This is a genomic window from Gimesia algae, assembly GCF_007746795.1.
GTDB classification, from domain to species: Bacteria; Planctomycetota; Planctomycetia; order Planctomycetales; family Planctomycetaceae; genus Gimesia; species Gimesia algae.
This window is the reverse complement of the sequence record NZ_CP036343.1, coordinates 2802994-2827490: the sequence shown is the minus strand read 5'-3', so window position 1 is coordinate 2827490 and position 24497 is coordinate 2802994. Positions and strand designations below refer to the sequence as shown.

Genomic DNA, 24497 nt, shown 5'->3' with positions numbered 1-24497 from the left:
TTTCCGAGAATCTTATATATTGTCAGAGGGTCGATTGGGCTCGATACTTACCATGCGTAAGTAATTAACAGCGCCCACCCTGCCTTTGTTTTCCAGAAACATCCTGCCTGGCAGAATTACTTGCCCCTGACCGAATCCCTCCTGCATTTTTCTTCAAGAATACTTATCAATTTAGAGGAGCCACTATGTCTGCATCTCACAAGCGAGGTTTTACGCTCATTGAGTTGTTAGTTGTCATCGCTATTATTGCGATCCTGATTGCCTTGTTGCTGCCTGCGGTGCAGCAGGCTCGTGAAGCTGCCCGGCGTTCGACGTGTAAAAACAATCTGAAGCAGATCGGTATCGCATTGCATAACTATCATGATTCGCACGTCACGTTTCCTTATGGTCATATGGAAGTGCAGTCAGGGAATTATAATCCCTCTTCGCCTTATGGGACCCATCTCTGGCGAGATACCTGGGCACATCAGATCTTACCATTTGTGGACCAGGCACCTTTATATAACAAATATTCAGCCAGCACGGCGACTCATGTGCATCTGGTTACGGACCCGACAATTTATAAAGCCGTCGTTCCCATTTACCTGTGTCCTTCCGATCCTTCGACACCTGGAAATGCAGATTCTGCCGGACGTTCGCAGGGGAGCTATATCGGCTCAGCAGGTAACGTCGCAGTTACGACTGGTGCGAACCTGAACGGTATGTTTTCTGAGAACTCTAAAACAAAGCTTCGTGATCTCAAAGATGGTTCTTCAAATACCATCATGGTTTCGGAAATTGTAATTCGAGGGAACGCCGCCACAACGACGTATTGGGGCTGCCCAGGTTGTTATGGGATTGGAGGTGCCCATGGTGAGATGACATTTTCAACACGGGAAGTTCCGAATACACCGGTACCCGATCAGAATTATGCCTGTAAAACAACGACCTGGCCGAATTCCCCCTGTGTTGTGAATACAGGTACGAAATATAACTTTGCCCGCAGTTATCATGTCGGGGGCGTGCATGCGTTGCTTGCTGACGGAGCAGTACGCTTTATTTCATCCAATATCGATCGTCCCACATTTCAGCATCTGGGTGACAAACAGGATGGTCAGGTGCTGGGTGAATTCTAGAATTCATCACATTGAACCATAGTGTCTCTCAATCTATGATATTCGATCCAATTCGCCCTGGAGATACGACAGTCAAACTGGACACAGTCTAATCAGCTTAATTGAGATCCATCATTTGAGTGGTGTATCAGATACAAATAAAAAAGACCGGAAGCCTGTTTGACTTCCGGTCTTTTCTTTTTTCGTTTCAATCTTACAGGGATGGTTCGTCATCTGGTTCGCTGTTATTCCCTGGTTCCATGTCCTCTTGGAATGGGGGGCGAACTTCGATTCCCTGTTTAATATTGTTTCGACGGACTCGCTTAGCCTCGGCTTTTGCCTTTTTAATTGCTTCACGCTGACGTTTGGCAAAAGTATTTTGGTTTTTTGCGATAATAACTCTCCTGGTAAAGATCTAGGTTTTAGCGTGTGTTGAACAATATAACTGATTTAACGCAGCCGTCAAAAGTAGCTCTCAAACTAACTGGTTTGTTGAGAACGTGCTTTGATGTGCCGCCACTTGGATCGCTTCTGCCCTGGTTTGCCTTTATTCGCTTCGGTTGCCGCTTCCGCCGCACGCCGACTTCTACGACGTGGAGGTCGTGCCCCGTTGGCTGCCTGTTGTCTGACGGGGGCTGCCTGTCTGCCTCTGCGTGGTTCCGGTTCGAGCTTTTCCGCTTTCAGGCCCGCTTGTGAATGCTCTTTAGAAACGGGTACTTTCTGGCCAATCAGTCTCTCAATGGAACGTAATTCCTTGCGTTCGCTTTCGCTGCAGAATGAGATGGCGATCCCTTCTGCACCTGCACGTCCGGTACGACCAATGCGGTGTACGTAGGCTTCAGGTTCGACGGGGAGATCGAAGTTGATGACATGGGTGATGCCATCGATGTCAATCCCGCGTGCTGCCACATCGGTGGCGACCAGAACCTGGACCTGTTTGCATCGAAACGCTTCCAAAGCCTGCTGCCGTGCGCCCTGTGACTTATTGCCGTGAATTGCAGTGGCTTTGAATCCACTGCGTACCAGGCGTTGTGAGAGTGTGTTGGCAGTTCGTTTTGTTTTTGTGAAGACCAGTGCCCGTTCAACGTCATCACCGCCCAGTATTTTCTGCAGGAGCGGCTGTTTCAAGTTGCGTTCCACAAACATGAGCTGCTGCTGAATTTTTTGAACACTGGTCTTTTTAGGAGTCACATTGACTGTGATGGGGTTATCCAGCAGGCTGTGTGCGAGTTCCGTAATTTTCGGTGCCAGTGTGGCTGAAAAGAATAACGATTGTCGCTGCTTCGGTAACTGGCTGATGATTCGCTTGAGGTCGGGGAGGAATCCCATGTCGAGCATGCGGTCTGCTTCATCAAGTACAAAGACTTCCAGTTGATTCAGCTTGATGTGTCCCTGGTTCATCAGGTCGAGCAGACGCCCTGGAGTTGCGACCAGAATATGAGCGCCCCGCTTTAATGCTCGCACCTGATTACCTTGACCGACACCACCGTAAATCAGAACCGATCGCAATTTCAGATGTCTGCCGTAGGCGTCGAAGCTGTCGCCGATCTGAATCGCGAGTTCGCGTGTGGGGGCCAGGACCAGGGCCAGCGGGTGATGCGGGATTGATTTGCGACTGTTTTTTCCCAGTTGATTTAAAATTGGGAGAGCGAGAGCGGCAGTTTTACCGGTACCGGTCTGGGCACAGCCCAGAACATCCCGTCCCTCCAGCGCGGCGGGAATTGTCTGTGCCTGGATGGGGGTTGGTATTTTGTAGTTTTCTTCTACCAATGCTTTTTGTACTGAAGCGATTAAATTGAGTTCTTGAAACGTATTCAATGTTTTGCCTTAATGTTTTTACTGGTCCTGCCTGCCGAAATCTGGCTTTATCATGTTGGATAAATTCTGTGAATCTACACAGATGACAAGACTGCTATTGTTTGTAATTCGATTCGTTTTGGGAGACAGAGCGGAGGGACGCTGATTCACGATCATGTGAGATTCATCGGTTCCGTCTGGTTGCAACAGTACACCTGGGAGTATACGAGAGCAGGTGAATCGTTCGCCTGACTCTTCAGGGATTCGCTTGGGGGGAAGCAGGTGGGACCAGCTTGACCAAAAGCAAACGTCGCTTCTGTGGGAACTCTGGATAAACAAGAAAATCACAGAATTCGATGCGTCCACAACGACGCGGATGCTTAAGTCAGCGGTCAACACAACCGTTGGCAGTTAGCAGGGATGTGCAACAAACCAGTTGCACAAGTAGAAAGGGCCACAAGAGGATCCAGCTCTGTAAAACACCCTTTCAGGTCGGAAAACGTGTCCATTCAAGAGGTCACGCTACTCGCTTGTTCCAACCAGATAGTCCTGAATTTGATATAAATATACTCAGGTACTCAGCAAAGTATACCCCGAAGACGGTTCTTTGCCAAGACATAAAGTTCAGAATCACATACAGAGTATCGGCTGGGGCGTGCTGGTTCTATTAAAAAGCAGAGCAGAAAAGTCAGTCTGGAGGTCTTTTCCTGTTTTGTGGGTCCGGTTGTGGAGACGGGGGGTAAAATGGAGTTTTCCACATGCCTAACAGAGTTTGCCTGTCTGGTTCATCATATTCAGAAAGACCAAACTCGATGTTTTCGAGGTGATTGCGCATCTGGTAGGTACCAGCCAGACGATCCCAGCAGGAAAAAACTGTTGAATAATTGGAATTGAATTCCCGATGAAGGCGTGAATGATGGATTTTATGCATGTCAGGCGTCACAAACAGCCAGCGCAAAACGGGATCGGCTTTTCCCAGTGAGATATTGGCGTGATGAAACTGTGTGGACAGATAAACCAGGATGCTGTAAACGACCAGCTGCCAGATCTGCAGTCCGAGGATGGGGATTAACGCCAGACGAGACAGGGTAGAGAAAGTCAGTTCACCCCAGTGGAAGCGTGTGGCAGTGGAGACGTCCATGTGAGGATCGCTGTGATGCATACGGTGAAATCGCCAGAACAGGGGGATGCGATGATTCAACCAGTGCCAGCAATACATCCAGACATCCAGCAACACGACGGCCAGAGTTGTTTTCCAGAACATTCCCAGTGGTAACTGATAAAGCAGCCCCCAGTCGTGTTCGCGTGACCATTGGGACATGAATTCGACGGCTGTTCCAAATAACAGTCCAATGAAGAGGGCATTCAGAATCGCCAGCAGCAGGTTATGAAAGGCATGCCGATAACGGATCTGTCTGTCATAAGGTTTAAACGCAGCCCAACTTTCCCAGCTCCATAACAGTCCCAGTAGAATCACCGGGACAATCCTTTGTGCAAGAATGAGCAGTTGGGTGCCTGTTAATTCGGAAAACATGAAAGTATCGACTCAATCACAAACGGGACCATAATATCTCAGTTGATCTGAAATTTTCCCACATTTACCATGCAACGACAAGGGGTGGCTTACTGCCGGAGCAGCGGTGCGTTGATTTTTCCCTGTTGTTGAAGTTGCAGCAGGAGCTGAATTTGAGTTTGTTGAGGGATCTGCAGATGTTGCATCAGCGCAAGTAAATCCGCGCCATTTGTAGTGCCGTTTTGTGTTGAAGTTCCGACTTCCAGGATCAGATCCTGCTGGTTCACGAAAGCAGACTGTAGAAGCACATTGCCTCTGGTTTGAAGTTTTCCTGTTCTACTTTCGATGATAACTTGTGGCGGTTCTGCTTCAGGCGTGCCCGACTGTAGCGGTAGAGAGAGTGAAAGTAACTGTGTTGCCAGATGATGTGCCTGCTGTGGGTCATTATGAGGGAGTGAGATCATGATCAGACTGGAAGATTGCAGCATGGCTTTGGAATTCAGCTGTTTTTCCGACTGTAGAAACTGATTGATCTGACGTGTGATCAGAGTGCTTAACTGGGGAGTATGTGAATCCGCATTCAGAAAAAACTTGAGGTGAGGAATTCCCTGGCCTGAAACCAGTCGAGGATTCACATCTGTAAGGAGTTGCGCGCCTCTGGCAATCATGGCCTGCGATTTCTGTTTGCTCTGGTCGGTCTGCACTGAGCCCATCGCCATCGCGTCTGCTTTTGAGTTTTTTGAACCGGAAATAATCATCGTCGTGGGCAGAAGATATCCACCGGTCAGATCGACTCCTGGAGTGGCAGCTGAAACGTAGCATTCCAGCTGCTTTCCACGGGAAACACCCTGATTAGGGATATAGACCACAATTGAAACATTGGCCAGGTTCCCGGACTGAATTGGTGTTTTGATGCTGCGCTGATCGATGTTCATCGCATTCAGGGATGACTTGAGTGCCCGGATCGCTTCCGCAGAGATATTTCGGTCGCCGGTACCATTCAAACCGATCACCAGGCCTGCACCTGTCAGCTTTACGATTTCTGCTGGCTGAAATTCCCCCACCTCAGACAGCTTTACTGCAGGAACCGACTGGTTACTGACAGCCTGTGAGAGTTGAGCCGGCAGATCGATGGCTACCAGATTCTGACTTATAACGGTTGCCGGCATCAGTGTATTGGTATTTGCGGGAACCACTTTTACCGTCTGGTGCAGTTGACCATTTTGCAGAGGAGTCCCTGAAAACTTAATTGAGATTCCACGGTAAGTGGCTACGATTTGTGTAGTCTGTTGTTGATGTACCAGGAACGATCCTCCCAGGGTCGGATGCTGTCTGGGTGAATAACCTGCTGAGATTGTCTGCCCTGGAGCACTGCCAGAAAGTGCGATCTGCTGTACTTTCCGCCGCACGCCGGATGACTGGTCTTGCTGGAGACCGGCCGCGATCGCCACGTGGCGCACCAGATCAGCGTCCAGGCGAATGAGTTCCTCAATTAAAGTAGTGCGTTGTTCTCTGGTCGTTTGTGAGAGCAACAGAATATTCAATTCGGGCACAGTCCCTGTCTGATTTGGGACCGTAGTTAACAGTCGAACCTTGGGCTGACCGGAAACTTGCCCCGGTGTTTTTTGAGTGGATGGCTTATTGTCCGTTTGACTGGTTTGAGATTCGAGGACTGATTCTGGTTTCTCAGGACTCTCATTTGACCCCGCCGGGAAATCCAGGTTCAGTTCGGGAAATTCGCCAGGTTCTGATAATGATAGTTCCAATGCAGAGTCGGTCGCAACCTGCTCCGATTCGTTGCTGACTTCGAGAAAGCCATTGATCGAACGGGAAAGAAAAAACATGGCGACTGCGAACAGGGCGATTCCAGACAGTATCGAAAATTTGAGATAGCGCATAGTTTCCCTCAGCCTTAAAAAAATGGGGCTTCGTGAAAGGAGTGAGATGTAGTGGAGGTGATGCGTCTTGAGAGAGAGGGGACGGAGACTACTGGATCATTGATTTCGTGTCAAGATGGGTGACTTGGAAGGGACCGATTCTGATTTGTCGATTCCCGTCATTACGTAGTTTGTTCAGTAGAGGTGTCTGCTATCTGGGAAATCGTGTGCTCAAATCGGAGATGATTTATACCTGAGGATGAGGGGCAGCTATATTGGAATTGACCCTGATAGTCGAGTAGTCGTACTATTCCCACATTTTCAAAAGTGGCAGGGAAAAATATGCCGCAAACAAAACGGCTTAAGTGTTTATTATTATTGGTTTTATTGATATCCGCATTGCTCAGGTGCGGTGTGGCGGCGTACGTGCAGCGCCAATTGGAGCGTCAGCCAGGACGAACCTATGTGATTGAAGGAGATGCTGAGGGGTACTGGAAGCTGGCCCAGGCAATTAAGCAGGGCGAACCGTATTCGATTTACATGCCACCCAGACGTGTACTACGGATGCCCGGTTTTCCCCTGGTGCTGGCAGGAGCGATGGCGGTGGTCGGGGAATCGCATGCGCGGGTGCGCATGGTGTTGGCCTTGCTGGGAGTGGTGACCTGTTTCGTTGTTTATTTGCTGGGAACCGAACTGGTGAATGAAACGGTGGGGGTGCTGGCAGCAGGGCTGACGGCAGTCTCTCCGGTGATGGCGGGATTCAGTGTGCTGATATTAAGTGAGACTGTATTTGCACTCACGATGCTGATTTCGTTATGGGTGCTTGTGAAATTATCAAAAATCAAATGGGAGAAAACAGATCAGAACAGGGGAATCCTCTGGTCACTGCTGGCAGGTGTATCACTCGCCCTGGCTTATTACGTGAGACCCAGCTGGTTACTGATCGTTCCTCTGGTTGTCGTGTTTTATATTTTCAGCGCGAAAGGGCATCGTAAGGTTGCGGTGCAGAGATCGCTGATATTGCTTGCAGGTTTTAGCTTGATGCTGTTGCCCTGGGTGGTACGAAATTATCGCGTGACAGGCCATGTTGTTCCAACCACACTCTGGTCGGGACCGAGTCTGTACGATGGTTTGAATCCAGGGGCAACCGGTGACAGTGATATGACTTTTTTTGATCAGGAACATGTGTTGGACTCCATGACGGAATACGAAATGAATCAACACTACACACAGCGGGCTGTGGCTTATGCGAAGCAGCATCCGGGGCGTGTAATTCAGTTAATGGGCGCGAAGCTGCTGCGTTACTGGAAACCGTGGCCGAATGCTGCCCAGTTTCAGTCGTGGTGGATGATGCTGGCGGTATCGGTGGTTTTTGTTCCTGTGTTGGTCTTTGCCATTTATGGGGCCTGGGTCTCGCGGAATCAATGTCTGTTGTTGCTGATCACTGCAGGACCGATCTTGTATTTTTCACTGATTCATATGGTGTTTGTCAGTTCGCTGCGGTATCGACTGCCGGCGGAATACAGTTTGGATATTCTGTCAGCAGTGGGGATTTGCCAGTTGTATGTTTCCCGGTTTCAAAAGAAAGAAATCCATCCGTGATCTGAATGAGATCTCAATCGATTAAGTAAAGCTATGGTTGTTCGTAAAACATTTCAATGGTGTCTGTTGATCCTGATTTCGCTGGTCATAACCGGCGGTAGTTACGGGTACTATCTATGGATGCGCAGTGATGAAATGACCAAAACGGGCATCATGGAAAAGATTGCGAATCATATTCCGGGACTGATGCTCGATATCGACCGGGCACAGTTTGATTTTCGGCGCCGCGTGCGGATTGAAGGCTGTCGGGTTCACGTAGTGAATCATCCTGACACGATTATTGATTTACCCGAAGTCGTGATCACTTTGAATCAGGAAAAACTCGCACAGCATCTGGACATTGACGTGCAGAAAGTGGTTCTGAATCGTCCGCAGCTGGTTCTGGTCAGGATGGCCGACGGGACCTGGAACTGGGAAGGGTTGCCGGAACCGGTCAAAAGTAATAAGCCGCTTCCCGAGCTGGTCATTGAGCGGGGCAGTCTATCGTTGAAGTTTGAACGGGGAGCCCAGGGACTTCCCACGGCAATGACGTTTCAGAATCTGGATTTGAGACTCATCCCGTCTGGAACCAGCCGTTATGAAATTGAAGGACATACTTCAATTCCCCAGGCGGGCAAACTTGAGATCTCCGGCTACTGGGATATCAATTCCAAACTGGGTTCGATTACAGGTACATGGAGCCAACTGGAGTTCGGACCGAATCTGGTGCGGATGGCAACAGGAATTTCCCCTGAGCTGATGACCCAACTAAAAACAGCATTTCCGTCCATGCAGTTAAAGCCAGATCCGGCTACCGGCATGTTCGATCTGGGAGTCAGTGCCCAGATGGATATTCAATTCAGTCTTGCCCGCAGCAACAAAGACGAACCACCACAGTTTCAGGTACTCACGCATTTGCGGGAAGGTAAGCTGAAGCATCCGGTGTTACCATTTCCATTGCGCAATATCGCAGGGAAAGTTCTGGTGAATAATCAGCGACTGGAGGTTCAGAGCTTACAGGCCTTCAATGGTGAGACCAGCTTTGAATTGAACGGCAATCATCGTTTTGCTGAGCATGCAACCGTTGCGGGACCTCTGAAATATAAAAGTTCTTTTTCCTTCCAGGCGCGTAAGCTTCCACTGGATGCACGATTACGAAATCGACTTTCGGGAGGACTGGCCCGCACCTATGATACTCTGCGTCCCAGTGGCAATGTGGATCTGGAGGTGGATTTATATCATCCTGGCACAGGCAAGTGGCAGATTCAGAACCTGAACGTTTCGACTTATGATGCCGAAGTGATTCCGGTGCATTTCCCTTATCGCGTTTCGCATATCAAAGGGCAAATGAGACAAACACAGGGAGATAAACTGGAACTGAACTTTGACGGGACGGCTGGCCAGCGGCGTGTGGAAGCGAACGGCCACGTCAGACATCCTGGTCCTGCTTCAGAGATTGAGATCCTGGTCCAGATCAAGCAAGTGCCTATTGATGCGACTCTGCGGGCTGCCTCTCCTGAAGTCGTCAGAAAAGTACTGGATGAGGTTGATCTGCAGGGAACAGCAGATGCCACTCTCAGGCTTACACGAGAACCTCTGTTAGATCAGCCGATTCATTTGAACTTCGTAGCAGAAATGGATCATGGATCATTACAGTATCAGGATTTTCCGTATCGAATCAGCGATCTCAAAGGGCGTGTATCCTATTTCAGTAATACGGGAGTCACACGATTTGAACAATTGACTGGCAAACATGGCAGTGCGAGTCTGACTGCGGATGGTTCTTATGCCCGTTTTGCCAATGATGGTAAACTGGATTTGAAAGTATCAGCCGAAAATGCATCCTGTGATACCAGTCTCAAGCTGGCATTACCAGAATCGTTGCAGGAACTCTGGACGAATTTCTCTCCAACCGGAAAGCTCGGCCTGGATACGCATGTCATCTGGGAACGTGGCAAACCGTTGCAGGTCAGAATTCCTCGCATAGACTTGTCTGACGGTAGCATGAGCCTGAAAGACTTTCCCTACCCTCTGGATAATCTGAAAGCTCATGCGAGTTATTTCGTCAATCCTGAAACGGGAAACGGTGAAGTTCGCATGTCCGGTATTTCTGGAAATCATGATGAAACAAAAATTGGAATTGAGAAGGCACTTGCAGAAGTTACTCCAAGTGGGGACTGGAGGGTATTGTTCGAAAATATGACGATTGATGACCTGTCGACTGATCGTGCCTTTCAGAAAACGCTGCCGGAAGCGATGGCATCGGCATTGAATACGCTTAATATCCAGCGACCGATCTCTGCCAATGGCAAGATTGAATTTCGCGGTTCGCAACAGCCGGGAACAGCGATCACGGCCTACTGGGATATGAATTCCTATCTTGCTGAAAATACGCTGACGGCGGGTGTGGATCTCACGAAGGTCTATGGCAAGGTGCATTCAGAAGGGACTTGGGATGGAAGCCATCTGCATTTGAAGGGAGACCTGGATTTAGATTCGGCAGTCATTCTGGATTATCATCTGACTGAAATTAAAGGTCCGTTTGAAATTCATGATCAACGATTGACTGTTGGCTCACGGGAGATTCGTCGTGAAAAGTATCAGTCGGTCAGTCTGCCTCAAATCAATTCCATGCAGCCGATTACAGCCAAGGCAATTCGCGGTGTGCTGACCTGTATGGGGGATATTGAATTGAATGATGTGCCCACTTATAACATGCAGCTTGAATTGAACCGCGGTTTGCTGGAAGAATATGCGGCTCGGTATATGCCGGGGCAGTCCCAGTTGCGTGGCGTGATGAATGGCTGGATTCAGCTCTGGGGACGTGGGTCCAGTAAATCAGACCTGAAAGGGCAGGGGCAGTTACAGATCAGCCCGGCTGCCATTTATGAGCTGCCTCCGATTGCACAGATTTTCAAAGTGGTACGCCTGGCGCAGCCCGATAAAACCGCCTTTGACTCGGCCTTCTGTGATTTTACGGTCTCGAACCAGACATTTCATCTAAAGTATATCGAGCTCAAAGGGAACGCCATCAGTCTGTACGGTCAGGCGGGGGAAGCCCACTTTGACGGTCGATTGAAAGTGGATCTGTTTTCTCAGCTTACCCGCCGCCAGCTGCCTCTGCCAGCGATTACCCAGTTGATTGGACATGCTACCAGTGGCTGGATTCGGGTCGAACTCCGGGGGACCACATCCAGTCCGATCGTGGATATCAAATCAAACCCGCTGCTGGATGGTTCTCTCAAAACGTTTCTGAATAATGTGATGCGAGGCAGACCGGCCGGCAATGCAACGGGTCGCTGGGCAAGACCTGCGCAATCCGGTAACCAGACTCAGAAACAGTTCCCCCTGCCGTTTGCTCAGTAGGAGAATGCTGCAGATCAGCGTTTTTTCTGTTGCTTCTTCTGGTTGGCGATCTCTTCCGTTTCCTGAGATGACTTTTTTTTCCAGCGGGAAAGTATGAGGGTCATCACGATCAGTATCCCCAGGTATGCTCCCAGTATCTTCAGCAGCCAGATGAACATTCCTGTCGCGATTTCGTTCATATGCAGGGAAACTTGCTGTTCTGACTGATCGTCGAGGTCAGTAGAGAACTTAATGAGGTGTGAAAGAGTTAAACAGACAGCTGTTACTCTAAACCGGTCATAGCGCTGATTTCAAGCTGTTTTCCCGAAAGCGTGAAACCAAATGAAGATAAGAGGTCGGGGATGGGGGTATCACCACTCGGATCAGTTAGATTGGTACAAACCGTAACCTTGACTTCTGAAGCTGTCGGATCAGGCCCGACTGGGGTGCAGGGGATATCACTATTTCCAATTGTCACGGTGGATGGCCCTGTTTGAATCGTTACTAAAACGTTACCAGATCCTGAAGCAGCCGGTGAGGTGAGTATCAGATCCAAGGAATTCAAGGCAACGTATTGTTTAATCAAGTTTCCTACCGAATCGGTTGATGCACCTACCTGCGCGGCTTCGCGGGAGCCCTCAATTGTGGCAACTGTCACTGTCTGTTGCAGCAGCGCAAAGAATCCGAATTGAATAATCGCCAGAGAGAGGATCAAAATAAGCGGAAATGCCAGGATGAATTCTAGCAGAACCGACCCTGTGCGCTGCCTGCAGCCGGTCACTCTGGTAAACCGACTGTTCCTGTCATCCAACAAGGTTCGTGCCCCGCTCATTTTCATGTTACGCACTTCAGGACTGGCATGTGTTAACAAATGGAGACATTTGCTTCGCGCATGCTAAGTATGGTTATCATTGTTCAAACAGAATTGGTATCCGGCGTCGTTTTGCGAGAATCCCAGATTGCTTGAATTACAGATGTTCTCCAGATTCTCGGCAGTTTCTGCTGAGAACTGAAGTGACAGGAGTGTAGGGAACGCAAATTGCTTGCCAAACTAGTATAGGAGCAATTAGTTTGCTGGAAATGATTAAAAGATTTGTCTTGCGAAATAATATGGAATCTGACTGTGCAGAAAATCAGGCAACAAACTAAGGATAAGGAGATGATCGTTTCCCGCTCGGGGGTTGTCGTGCTGGAATTGATTCTAACCGCGCCAGCGTTGCTGATTATCATGCTGGCGATGGTCCAGATTTCTTTAATTTATGTCGCAAGTGAGCAGACTGCTTATGCGGCCCGCTATGCTGCCAAGATTACTTCGGAAACATCCCCTGCTAATATCAATTCAGTAAACACAGGCGACTTGAAAGCGAGCATTGATCGGGTATTGCGTGTGGGGGGGCTGCCACAAGGGAGTTGTCGGGTGATACTTGAGCATAATGTTCCTGGTGGGGTTGTTCCTGCAGTTCCTCCCATTCCTCCAGTTCTGTCAATCGCGGCGGGGCCTGAAGTCACAATTGCGGATCCGGACTCTCCAGATCCTGAATGTAACTGCGAACCTCCAGCATCACCGCTTCCCACAGTACCGGGAGGAATTGTGGTTCTCGTCAATCAATCTGTGCGAACCACTGTGTGTGTGAGGTTAGGAAACAACATTCCAGATTTATTATCGAGCTTTGGTTTTTCCATACAGGATTATATTGTGGAACATTCGACAACTTATCTTTATGAAGTTCCTCTGGTTGCAATACCTTGATCTTGCATTTCAGAAATCCTGTCCGCGAAGCGTAAAATGAAGTTAATGGCCCTGTATTGATTTTAAATTGAAAAAATAGCGTATTAATTATGAAGCGAATTCACACAGAAAAGAAAATCAATGATTGCCGTCGCGGGATTGCAGTCCTGTGGCTGGTGATCTGGGGGTCTTTGTTTCTGACGTTTTTCTGTGTGGTCCTGGAGATTGCTAATCTATGGCAGGCTCACGTCGAACTTAAAAATGCTCTAGATGCGGCAGCGCTGGCTGCCGTTAAAGAGTGGGGGGCTGAAGGGAGTACGCTTACAGAGGATGCAAGAAATTCAGGTGTTACCTATGCTGCTGCCAATACTGTAACTGGTAAGCCTGTTGTATTAGATCCCAATTATGATCCTATAATTGTTTCCCCCCCTGACCCGAACCTGAACCCGAATCAAAATGCTTCCTGTGACGGGAATTTAGTATTTGGCAGAATAACGATTCCTGGTGCACTACCGGAAATAACATTTAATTCATCATTAGATGTGAATGTACTTGGCGTATTACCTGCTGTTCGTGCGCAGGCAACAGTCGAAGTGGAAAGTTTCTGCAGTACTTTGTTTGGCTTTTCCTTGTTTGATGTTTCTGCAAAATCAACCGCATACTACGATATTCTGACAGGTGAAGTCGCGCTCGTGACGATTGATACATATACTTGTAATTGATGGTCAATATCAATGAAGATTAAAACGGTTTTAAAACCGTGGTTTGCCATCACCGGGTGCCGGTTGCTTTTTGGGAGTTTTTCCACCGGGCTTCCAGAGTGGGTCATCTGAATGGGCCTGTTGCATCATGGCTTCCAGTTGTTTCACCAGTTCCGGATGCTCATCTGCGATGTTTTTGCCTTCCCCTAGATCCTGATCGAGATTATACAATTCGGTCGTACCCGTCAGTATGGGCATGCGAACGGCTTTCCACTTTCCTGCGCGAACTGCCTGCTTGCTGCCCTGCTCATAGAATTCCCAGTAGAGGAAGTCGTGCTGCTCTTGTTGGTCAGGATGCCCGGTGAGCGTGGGGAGGATGCTAACGCTGTCCAGTCCAGCCGGGCAGGGGACGTCTGCCAGATCCGCAGCCGTTGCCATCAGGTCACCGAAATAGCCGATGTGATCAGATACAGAATCCGCAGGTGTGGTGCCGGGCCACCAGGCAATGAATGGCACGCGGATGCCCCCTTCGTATAAATCACGTTTCATGCCTCTGAGCGGTCCGTTGGCGTCAAAAAATTCAGGATCATTGCCTCCTTCACGGTGGTGTCCATTATCTGAACTGAAAATGACCAGCGTATTTTTGTCGATCTTGAGTGCCTTGAGTTTATCCAGAATCTGGCCGACGCCGGTATCCATGCGGGTGATCATGGCGGCCTGACCTTTGTTCTGTTTCTTCCAGTCTGTATCTTCGTAGATACCATAATCAGGCACTTCCTGACCATCACCCACTTTGCGCCCCGCTTCATTGTTGGCATGGGGGATGGTCAGTGCCACATACAGGAAGAACGGATCTTGGGCGCTACGATCGATAAAGTCGAGTGCTTCCTGCATGACCAGATCATGAGAGTAGTCGACTTTCTTAGAGGCGACCCCGCCCAGCCCATCGGAGTTGATCGTTTCGGGATCAACAATATTATTCAGCTTTACTTTTTTTCCGTTCTTCCAGAGGAAACCGGGATAATAGTTGTGGGCGTTGTGTTGATTCAGATAGCCATAAAAATAATCGAAGCCCTGCAGGTTGGGTACGCCTTGCGTGCCTGCTTCCCCTACACCCCATTTGCCCGTCAGAGCGGTCTTGTAGCCAGCCTGTTTCAGGATTTCGGCAACCGTTACATCTTCGGGTTTAAGTGACTGATTTTCTTTGACACGCGTGTTGCCTCTGACGCGGCAGTGGCCCATGTGCAGGCCTGTCATCAGAACACATCTTGAAGGGGCACACACGGTTGAGCCTGCATACATCTGGCTGAACTTCATGCCAGCGGCTGCCATTTGATCAATGCGTGGCGTTTTGATTTTTTTCTGCCCGTAGCAGCCCAGATCTCCATAGCCCAGATCATCGGCAAGTATAAAGACGATGTTCGGCTGATTACCTGCAAATGTTGTGGTTTGCAGAGACAGACTCAGGAGTAGAACCGGCAGCAGAAACGGGGAACGGATCAGGAGCGATAGGACTTTCATCTGGTGAGACCTTCACAAATGGTGATTGAGGGTGATAGATCTCTTTACTATACGGGGCACGCCCGAGGGAAAGCAACTGAGGCTGAATTGGAAAGCTGCTTTGGCCTTTAAACAATGCTCGGTTTTATATGAATATTGAGAAAGATCTGGTCCCCATTCAATCTTGGTTTCAGATAGAACGGGATCAACTGCTGGCAAGCGTGAGATACAGAGGCAGATTAGAATCAAAAGCGACAGGATCAGAGGCGTCATTGAGGCTGTGTTGCTGGATCGCATTCTAGAGTCCTTTGATGGGGAACCAGATGGGATCAAATCAATCTCTAGTTTCCTATCGTCTTTAGCTCAACAGGAATCAAAACCTCTTCCTCGTCATACATAAACATCACGCCGCCGGTGGCAAAGTTAGAGACATCTGCGATGGTTGCCTGCCCTTCGGGACTTTCGAGAACCGCCTGCATTCCGGTTGCCGACTCTGCGTAGAGACTGACAATCAAATAATACGGCGGAGGGCTGCCTGCCTCCGCGGAGATGCATTTGCCGATGGTCCAGCCGGTGAGGCCTTTCATGGTTTTTGCCAGGGGAATATGGACTTCGTGATAATAGCGATCAAACACAGCAGGGTCTTGCGGGTGTCCATACATTACAGTCAGTCGATACATTTTCGAATCTTTCGGTCGGTGAAAGGAAAAGCGAGCTGTTTGATTTTTCGCTAAACACAGAACCCCAAACTGGTGGACCTGATCCGTTACTGCGATTTCGGTCGGCAGTCGTTCCATCGAACTGGCGCCATAGAAACCATCGATTCCGGGAACGCGGTCGAAGGTATACTGGGCGTCGTCTGACATGGGGGACGACTAGAGCGCATCACATTTAACCCTAGCGCCTCTCAATCTATTATACTCGGTCCAAATGGCCTTGGAGACGCTACAGTAAAACTGGACACAGTCTAATGTGGGCAGTCCCCGTTTCCATTTTTCAATGACTCTGAAAGCATCAGATCTTTCAATCAATCACTGCTTTTTCTTCACTCTCATCGAAGCCAAACGCAGTACCGGGCTCATGCTGCCTCAAAGCAAAGGCAAACGATTCTTCCGAATATTGTTTGCGTTTCATGCTGTCTGATTCTCCTGCAATTAATCCAAGATAACAAATATTCTCGCATTCCGTATGGATCAAGAAACGAGGCAAGGTCATTATCCTGTATTCAGAACCAGATCTAAAAAACGAAAATGCTACACGGAAGACAAATCGCTTTCGCTTTCCGCCACACTGAATCAGCAACTTCTATAGCGGATGTGGCCTGCATGATAGGCACGTCCGAGCAGACCTGCTACTGCAGGAAACTGATAACAATTCAGGAGATTCTGTCTTCGACAAGAAAACGTATAAGTAATATTTTAACTAATATTGCATGAGGTAGACTAAATGTTCTTGTATATGTTGCACTTTAGCATCTAGTATAAACAGGTGCATACAGTATTGGTTTACATTACTCTACCAATTAGATGGTAGGGTATATTTTAATACCCCTCTATACACACCTCTTCGTCTTGCTGATGGAGTTCTGGAAGTTGGTGGCCCAAATGTCTGCCTGTGAGTTGTGCTTTGTTAAATCCGGAGAGATTTATTTACTGGCAGGTGGCATTAGTGAATGGATTCGCTTTCATGGATTTGACAAACATTCTCATGAGCAGAAGACACCCATCGAACTGATGTGTTTTCTCTAATTGAATTTGTTGAGAATTAATTCACATCTTAGACAGAATCAGTTACTGCCTTCAGGACAGTCCGACTGGAATTTCTAACCGAAGTCGAAAAGGACATCTGATGAAAGCTATCTTACGTACGACGCAGAGAGATATCTGCCAGATTTCCGGAGGCAAAACGTTAGAAAAAGCTGCCATTGAATGGTCTTATGTCATTCAAAATCGCACACGATGGGTCGGTAGCTCTGATACTAGTTCCAAAATATCTGATCGCGCCAAGCAGACGTTATTAAAAACTCTGCGAGTGAAAAAAGATGATTTGACCGACATCGCAGATGCAGATATTCTGGAAGTCTCGATCCCTTTTATCGATGATAAAACAGGGTGGGAACTGCGAGTCTTTCCCTGGGAATATGTACTGACTGCTGCGACAAAATTGTCTCGAGGTGGTCGACCATTAACAGTCGTACGTCACCTGGGAGACATTAAGAATCAATACGCCTCCCCTCAAAAAATCACAATTTTGGAAAGTGCTCCTGGCCGGGTGCGTGAGCTTTATTCCTTTGAAGCTGAAAACAAACTCGTAAGAGCATATTTCGCTGACTCCTCTGAATCAGAAACAGAAGCTCCCCCACCCGTCGATCCTGAAATAAAAGATCCAACCTACACGGAATTAGTCAAGAAAATACAAAAACTGTCCCCCGAAGTTCTGCATGTCACTGGTATTGACACTCATCTGGCGGTGACCCTTTTCGACGATGAAGAAATCGAGGATTTGAAACGGGGACAATCGGGAGATGTCTGGGATGGTTTCCTGCTGCGCGGTGAGCGCCGGAAACTGGCCGCTGCGGGAGCGGAAAAGCTGGCGGAAGCGATCAATGCAGCTCAGGTAAAACCGTGGCTGGTCGCCTACAATTGCGGAAATTCGGGTGCACGTCTCGCTGCCATGACTGTTGGCCAGGGGGCTCGCGCGTCGATTGGATTTCAATCCATTTTTAATGACAGTCTTGCTGAATCATTCTATTCTCATTTCTACCGTGAACTCAAGAGCAATGGCTGGAATCTCTTAGCGGCTTTCACAAAGGCAATGGACTCGATTCGCGGATTTCAACAGAATCTGCAAGGTACTGGCATCATGCTCTGGAGCGCCTGCTCTCTCGTACAACAGCCTTCAGCAGGCAAACAACCTGAAGTAACTCAATATGTTCATACTTCGAAAGTGAAGAGAAAGGCTGGATCGGTACAAAACCTGGTTGACATTGATGTACAGCCCTTCAAAGACCTGAATTATTCGCTGATCCATAACAACCGTAATCTGTTTAAGAACTTTACTTTCCGCAAACTGTGCAAAGGATGTCTGCAGGATATTTGCATTCATGTTCAATTTAGTACCGGTGGGGACAGTTTTCCCTGCAGGCTATCGCTTGATCTTGACCAACCATTAACAGAAATCTCATCTCAGATCCGGTTACCACTTTCTACGGAACTTGTCAGGTCGGTTGATGAAAATCAGCCAGCGAGTTTGTATGTTGATGTTACCCATGGCGGCAAAATACTCTATCGGAATACGCACCGGGTTATGTTAATGCCGACCGATCAGTGGCGGGACGATGATCAAGACCGGCACTGGCTTCCTTCCTTCGTGCTACCGCGAGACCCGGCAGTGGTGCAGATCATCGATCTTGCTCAACGGTACCTGAGCTGTCTGGCGGATAACCCAGTTGTGGGATTTGATGGCTATCAATGTTCCGATTTCAGCAGTGAAGATATGTGGGAAGGAGTCGATTTACAGGTTCAGGCCATCTGGGCTGCCTTAACTCTGGATCATTCAATCTACTACATTAATCCTCCTCCCACCTATCGAGAATCTTCACAACGTCTGCGAACGCCAAGTCAAATTCTGTCAGGGAAACGAGGGACCTGTATCGATCTGGCGCTGTTAATGGCTTCCTGCCTCGAATATATCGAGGTTTACCCGGTCCTGTTTCTATTAGAAGGTCATGCATTCCCAGGGTACTGGAGGAGTGACGAGGCTTATACGCAGTTCAGCCAGCTCAAACTCCTTGAAATCGGCCACATAAATTCAGATCAAAGCTCTGGTCAGTCTGGTAAATACAGAGAACCCTGGTTACTGGGTCCGGAAACTTACCGGGAGATTCGGGACCATTTAGCTAATGGAAATCTGGTTCCTCTGGAGAGCGTCTGGCTCACACAACGATCCAGTTTCAGGGATGCATATGAGGCAGGACTGGAGAACCTGGAGTATGAAAAAGAATTTCACTCGATGATCGATGTTCGGTTAGCACGTCAAAACAGCGTCACTCCTTTATCGCCGAGATATTCCGGATGAGCAATATGAAGAAATCCAATGGAGATTTAAACGAGAAAGTAGTCGCGATTCTCGATGACCATATTCACGAGATTGGCGTACATGACTTCACGGATACTCTGAAGTTGGAGACTCCTGTGGGGGTCATGCGACGTGGTGGCCGTCGACGAATCAGTAATAACGTGCAAACATTGTCGCTGGTTGATACAGGAGATTTATTGACCTGGGAACCAGGCCTGATAACGAAACATTCTTTCAACAGGCGACGCAGATCAAGGTTATCCCCCACCTCTGGAGAGGTGTTGAAGCAGATCAAATTTGAAACACTGCCTCCGAATCAAGTCATGGAATTTCTAACTGAACTGGATAAGAAAATGACTCCCCACCAGGGAATCAGAAAGCTGACTGACGGCAGACTGAAAAAGAAAGAACCTCTGCCACAAGAGGGACGTGTTCTGCTGCTGGTTCATGGCACATTCAGTAATAACGAGAATTTTCTAAAAAACCTGAGGTCGACAACAGAAGGCAAAGAGTTCCTCAAACGGGCTATGAAAGAATACAATCAGCAGGTATTTGTATTTGATCATCCCACGCTTTCAGTCAGTCCCATTCACAATGCGCTGGACCTGGCGGAAGAGTTTCGGAACTCAAAAGCAGTGGTGGACGTGATCAGTCACAGTCGCGGGGGACTGGTCACTCGCTGGTGGTTTGAAGCACTAAGCCCGCAACCAGAACTGCGTGGCAAAGCAGTACTGGTAGGAAGCCCCCTGGCAGGAACGGGACTCGCTGCTCCGGCGAATATCCGGTCTGCACTGAAACTTCTCACCAACTATGGAAGAGCCCTGGGTACCATCTCGGGATTTGCTTCCACTGCAGTTCCTCTGCTGATTGGTGTTACGGGACTGCTGAAGGTCTTGACCAGTATTACCAGCTTTGCCGCACATACCCCCCTGGCAGATACAGTGGTCTCGCTGGTTCCGGGACTCAATGGACAGTCCCGCGCAGGGGACAACGCTGATCTGAGACGTCTGCGAAAACTGTCTTTCGGCGAAAAGCGATTGTACTTCGCGATCCGCAGTAATTTCGAGCCAGAAGATCCAGGCTGGAGATTCTGGCGTTATTTTACGAATCCAGCAACGCACGGATTGAATGCGGTTACCGACAAAATATTCAATTCAGAGAACGACCTGGTAGTCGATACCGCTTCCATGCACGACTTGTCAGATAATCTATTGATTCCAGATTCCAATATCTACACCTTTCCCACTAGTGATGATGTGCATCACCTCAATTACTTTCAGCAAAAAGAGACAATTCAACATTTGACGCACTGGTTATTGAAGCAGGAGAAGTAAACCGATGAATAACACACCAGAACGGCCCGTATTATTACGATCCGAAGCCATTCCTGTCGCCTGCTATTCCGAGCTGACGCGTGATCAGCGAATCGGCTTGCGCCAACTGCTCAGGCGACTGAATACCGCACTGACTGATTTGGATAACCGCCTGGAAGTTCCCACCAGACCTGCCTGGATAAGCAATGATCGTTTAGCTCAATTAGCATTTATTGATGGGCAAAGAGGAACTGGAAAAACAACCCTGATGGTCACTCTGGTGCGGCTGATTGTCACTGATCCGAATGACGATTTCTATCATAATTTTATCAGAAATGACGGAGTGGGATCATCCGAAAAGAAAAAGATCCCTCCTGAGGAAGATTTTTCAGCTCTGGTTAAACCACTTAAGGATCGGATTGTCGTGCTGGAGCCTCTGGATATGGAACCGCTCCCCAAGAGTACACCTCTATTAGCAGCTATTCTGGCTCGGCTAAGTAGCGCTGCCAGGGAATTTGATCCGGGCCGAAACGAATTCCGGGGACTGCTCGACCCCACCCTTGATGATAATCATGACTTCATTCGCTTTCAACAGTTCCAGGCAAAAATCGCACGGGCCCTGGACGGCAATCTGGATAATCGCAGTGGAAGCCTTGATCGAGAACAGTATGGTCAGGCTGTCATGGAGCAGGAACAGGACCGGTTACAGATCAGACAGACGCTGGATGATGTTTTAAACCAGTTAACAAAAGCCATTGGAGGAAATCAAGGTAATCCGCAACGGTGTATGTTTCTGGTGCCGGTGGATGATGTCGATTTAAATCCAGATCGTTGCCTGGAGTTATTACGGCTCTTACGTATCTATTCTCCTCCACAACTCTATTTTCTGCTGATGGGACAGTTTGATCTGGTCAAGAGCATCGTGAACATGTCGATGACCAACGAATATGAACAGGTTCGCCCGCTAAAGCCTAAAAGGAGAACCGCAGCAGATGAATTACTCGAACGAAAAATTCTGGAAGTTGCTGCCGCGAATCTACAAAAAATGGTTCCGGATGTGATTGAATTGCCTCAGTTATCCATCCAGGAAATCATGACGTTCCGACCCACGGGAATGCAAAAAAATTATAGCCAAGATAAACAGTCTCAAACCCTGGGTGATTTATTCAAGAAAATCAAATTAAAAAACTCGGCTGTATTACCTGCTGAAATCGGCAATCTATATCAATTGCTTATGTTCCATCGCGATCCTGATATTTCCCGTAATCAAAACTCGTCCGATTTTCAGATTGGTACTTATCCCGGACTTGGAGCATTCCAGGTAACACTTCGCAAACTGGTCGATTTATACAGAGACCTGTATGAAGCGTTAAGAGAAGAAGCATTAGTCGAGAAGCCGAAAACCGGGCAAAGTAACCTGCTCGAAGAAGATCTGGTTCTGCGAGTCTTTGACCGTTACTGGGAAAAAATTGTCAGTGAAGATGCCCTGCTGGATTCAGAGAGCCGTGAGCGTCTGCAGCGGGAGGGGATTGATGCCTGTGAAGTTGTTCCTGGTAGTGAGGATCTGGTCTTTAATCACTACTCAATCGATGGTGCTTTGGTCAATATCTTTGGATCCAGTAATGATGAGGAGGCAACCTATCAGCCTCTTCTCTCGATTGCTGATCTGAACCAGAATGATGGGCTTCCCCGTTTACAGATCTCTCGTCCCTATAATGACCATGTCGATGCATCGCTTTTTACCGGCGAAATTATTGACTCTCGTACCCGCTGCGCTTACGTGCTGATTCACGATCTCAGGGTCGCGAGAGCGTCTCGAGAACAGGATGATCTACTGACAGGAATCAATATTAGCAGTCCGGTGACCATGCTCTGGCGAAGTGAAAGCGGGAAAACAGTCAGTGTACCCTGGCCTGTTCCGCGGCTCCCCTCTTTTGCGAAGGTGACGGCATTATTTCATGAAATCAGTAACGATCTGAAAGTTTCAAGGTCAAAATTGACTCGTCACCGCAGATCAATTCGCCTCAGGAATAAGAATTCCAGGGTCTTGAAAAGGTTTCAGTCAATCTCGCAGCACCTGTTGGAAGAACTGGTTCGGTCCTGGGTGATCAATGGCCAAAATGCAATTCTTTCCGTTCCCAATGATGGAATTGGGCGGAAAGCTCAATGGGGGACAATTGTGACATGGTTGGAGAAAAACGCAGTCAGGAATTCTGCACTTCAAAATGACTGGTTTATGCAGATCGTTATGCTTACTTTACCTGAAACATGTGCGCTCGATCTGATTGTAAAACCCAGACACTTGGAGAAAATCGACGATGCCGAACAACGGCACTCAGTGGTAAAACTCCTGGAATTCTCACTGGAACACGTGCAGGAATTAAAGGGACGACGATCCCAGCAATTTGATACGTTGTGGACAGATGAATTTCGTGATTTATGGATCTTCCTCAATGATAAGTTTACTGACGACTCCTGGATCAATCTCAAACTTCGCCAGCCAATACAGCGCACTAGAAATGAATTTCGAATTGCCCTGGATGAATTTGGGGAGGATTTCAGTAAGAAACTGGAAGGAACTGAAAATCGACTGGCGTTTGAAATGGAACTGAATTCAATTCGCGGGATGATTCAACAGGGAGAGTCTCAATTGGATAGCAATGCTTTATCAGCCTGTAATCTGCTTTCCCGTGCTGCAGAAACAGCAGAAAAACTCTATGAACTGAATCCCAAAGAAACGAAGCTGGCTTTCATGCTGATTGATGCTGCTGAATTTCTGGGAAATGGCTATACAGAATTATTATCTCCTCGAAAATCGTATGAACAATACTTACGAGCTGTGAATGTCATTTCTACTATAAATCAAAAGCAGAGAGCTGAATTGAAGTTACGACAATTGAGGTTGAATCTGAAAATTGCCCGCCTCCAGTTTTTTACGGAAGGTGAACTTAGTGTTCAAGACGAAGTTTCTCAGGTAATTGAAGAATGCAGAGAGAAACATGATGATCAGCCAGAAAATATTGAATGGAATAAATTGTATGTGGAAGGTATTACCTTGCAAGGAATCATTCAGCGAGAACTGGGAAATTATAATTCTTCAGAAAGTACGATTCGCTATTCTATCGAATTACTTAGCTCCTCTCAGTACACACCAAAAGAAGATAACTATGCAATAGAATGGGCGCGCAGTTTTCTCTCATCTGTCCTCAGACGGAAAGGAGATCTGGAATCCTCAAAACAGATTGCTGAAGATGTATGGAAGTCTGTTAAAATAAATGCAGGCCGGCAAATCGCTAATAATGAACTCCAGGACCTTCATCTGTTTTCAACCAGATTGTTAAGTCAGATACTGCTTGATCAAAATCATCTCACTGAGTCAGTCGATCTGGCCCGTGAAGCTGTTACAACCGCCGAACGACACAGCCAGAGAAATATCACTTCAATGATTCGAATACGCGATTTGGCTCGATCAAGAGTTGAACTGGCGCGTGTTTTGCGTCTCTTTTACATGCAAAGTGATAATTCCAGAAATCACATTCAGGAGGCTCTAGGATTATTAGACCGCGCAATTCCAGAACTGGAACGTATCAACTCATTCGATCCATTTGGATATGAAACAGCATTTGACCTGGGAACTGGTTATCTCGAACTTGCGAGAATATCCAGGATCATGGATGCAAGTGAGAAGGCGGAAGAGAACCTGGGGAAAGCAATCAATGCAATGAATCGTGCGCTCGACGTTGATCCCAACAAGGCCCCTGTTCTCCTGAAAATTGCAGAGGTTCATTGGGAAGCTTATAAAAATACCAAAAGCACGAAACAAAAGCACGAGCATCGAGCTGTCGTTGAAGACTGTCTGGAATCTGCCAGAGAAAGTAACAATTATTTCTATTCAGAGATACAGGAAATAGAACGTGAACTGAGTAAGCAGTCGCGTAAGAGTCCCCGCTCAAAGAAAAAGAGATAGAAG

Annotated in this window: 15 protein-coding genes; 8 read left to right on the top strand and 7 right to left on the bottom strand. The window is 47.9% G+C overall.

Going from position 1 to position 24497, the window contains the following annotated elements; genetic code table 11:
- The first annotated feature begins 185 nt into the window (after positions 1-185).
- On the top strand, positions 186-1115 hold the full coding sequence (locus Pan161_RS10270) for a DUF1559 domain-containing protein (protein ID WP_145226456.1): 930 nt from the start codon (positions 186-188) through the stop codon (positions 1113-1115).
- Positions 1116-1574: 459 nt separating this feature from the next.
- Here the strand turns inward: Pan161_RS10270 and Pan161_RS10265 are convergent, their stop codons facing one another.
- The 3 genes from Pan161_RS10265 to Pan161_RS10255 form a co-directional block, all read right to left on the bottom strand.
- Complete coding sequence (locus Pan161_RS10265; protein WP_145226454.1) at positions 1575-2912, bottom strand: DEAD/DEAH box helicase; 1338 nt, start codon at positions 2910-2912, stop codon at positions 1575-1577.
- A gap of 667 nt (positions 2913-3579) precedes the next feature.
- On the bottom strand, positions 3580-4425 hold the full coding sequence (locus tag Pan161_RS10260; RefSeq protein ID WP_145226452.1) for a sterol desaturase family protein: 846 nt from the start codon (positions 4423-4425) through the stop codon (positions 3580-3582).
- 89 nt (positions 4426-4514) lie between these two features.
- Positions 4515-6302, bottom strand: coding sequence for a flagellar basal body P-ring protein FlgI (locus tag Pan161_RS10255; RefSeq protein WP_145226450.1), 1788 nt, complete (start codon positions 6300-6302; stop codon positions 4515-4517).
- Positions 6303-6707: 405 nt separating this feature from the next.
- Here Pan161_RS10255 and Pan161_RS10250 point away from each other — a divergent pair, with 405 nt between their 5' ends.
- A complete protein-coding gene (locus tag Pan161_RS10250) occupies positions 6708-7883 on the top strand; it encodes an ArnT family glycosyltransferase (RefSeq protein WP_197995815.1) in 1176 nt (391 codons plus the stop codon).
- A 33-nt stretch (positions 7884-7916) separates the two neighbouring features.
- A complete protein-coding gene (locus Pan161_RS10245; RefSeq protein ID WP_145226446.1) occupies positions 7917-11228 on the top strand; it encodes a DUF3971 domain-containing protein in 3312 nt (1103 codons plus the stop codon).
- Positions 11229-11242: 14 nt separating this feature from the next.
- Here Pan161_RS10245 and Pan161_RS30515 read toward each other — a convergent pair whose 3' ends face one another.
- Together Pan161_RS30515 and Pan161_RS10240 are read right to left on the bottom strand one after the other, a co-directional pair.
- Positions 11243-11407, bottom strand: a complete 165-nt coding sequence (locus Pan161_RS30515; protein ID WP_197995814.1) for a hypothetical protein — start codon at positions 11405-11407, stop codon at positions 11243-11245.
- A gap of 83 nt (positions 11408-11490) precedes the next feature.
- Positions 11491-12045: a TadE/TadG family type IV pilus assembly protein gene (locus Pan161_RS10240; protein ID WP_145226444.1), complete on the bottom strand. Its 555-nt coding sequence runs from the start codon at positions 12043-12045 to the stop codon at positions 11491-11493.
- Positions 12046-12366: 321 nt separating this feature from the next.
- On the opposite strand from Pan161_RS10240, the gene Pan161_RS10235 reads away from it, so the two are divergent.
- Together Pan161_RS10235 and Pan161_RS10230 are read left to right on the top strand one after the other, a co-directional pair.
- A complete protein-coding gene (locus Pan161_RS10235) occupies positions 12367-12957 on the top strand; it encodes a TadE family protein (RefSeq protein WP_145226442.1) in 591 nt (196 codons plus the stop codon).
- 89 nt (positions 12958-13046) lie between these two features.
- Positions 13047-13658, top strand: a complete 612-nt coding sequence (locus Pan161_RS10230) for a pilus assembly protein TadG-related protein (RefSeq protein WP_145226440.1) — start codon at positions 13047-13049, stop codon at positions 13656-13658.
- A 30-nt stretch (positions 13659-13688) separates the two neighbouring features.
- Here the strand turns inward: Pan161_RS10230 and Pan161_RS10225 are convergent, their stop codons facing one another.
- Together Pan161_RS10225 and Pan161_RS10220 are read right to left on the bottom strand one after the other, a co-directional pair.
- Positions 13689-15158 (bottom strand): arylsulfatase, encoded by a 1470-nt coding sequence (locus tag Pan161_RS10225; RefSeq protein WP_145226438.1) that lies wholly within the window; start codon positions 15156-15158, stop codon positions 13689-13691.
- 320 nt (positions 15159-15478) lie between these two features.
- Positions 15479-16003, bottom strand: coding sequence for an EthD family reductase (locus tag Pan161_RS10220; protein ID WP_145226436.1), 525 nt, complete (start codon positions 16001-16003; stop codon positions 15479-15481).
- Positions 16004-16985: 982 nt separating this feature from the next.
- Between Pan161_RS10220 and Pan161_RS10215 the strand changes: the two genes are divergently transcribed.
- Genes Pan161_RS10215 through Pan161_RS10205 form a run of 3 tightly spaced genes read left to right on the top strand, consistent with a single transcriptional unit; the run spans position 16986 to position 24494 of the window.
- On the top strand, positions 16986-19214 hold the full coding sequence (locus Pan161_RS10215; RefSeq protein ID WP_145226434.1) for a hypothetical protein: 2229 nt from the start codon (positions 16986-16988) through the stop codon (positions 19212-19214).
- 5 nt (positions 19215-19219) lie between these two features.
- The gene (locus Pan161_RS10210; RefSeq protein WP_145226432.1) at positions 19220-20548 is read left to right on the top strand and encodes an esterase/lipase family protein; all 1329 of its coding nucleotides are present in this window, start codon (positions 19220-19222) and stop codon (positions 20546-20548) included.
- A 4-nt stretch (positions 20549-20552) separates the two neighbouring features.
- On the top strand, positions 20553-24494 hold the full coding sequence (locus Pan161_RS10205; protein ID WP_145226430.1) for a tetratricopeptide repeat protein: 3942 nt from the start codon (positions 20553-20555) through the stop codon (positions 24492-24494).
- The last annotated feature ends 3 nt before the right edge of the window (positions 24495-24497 follow it).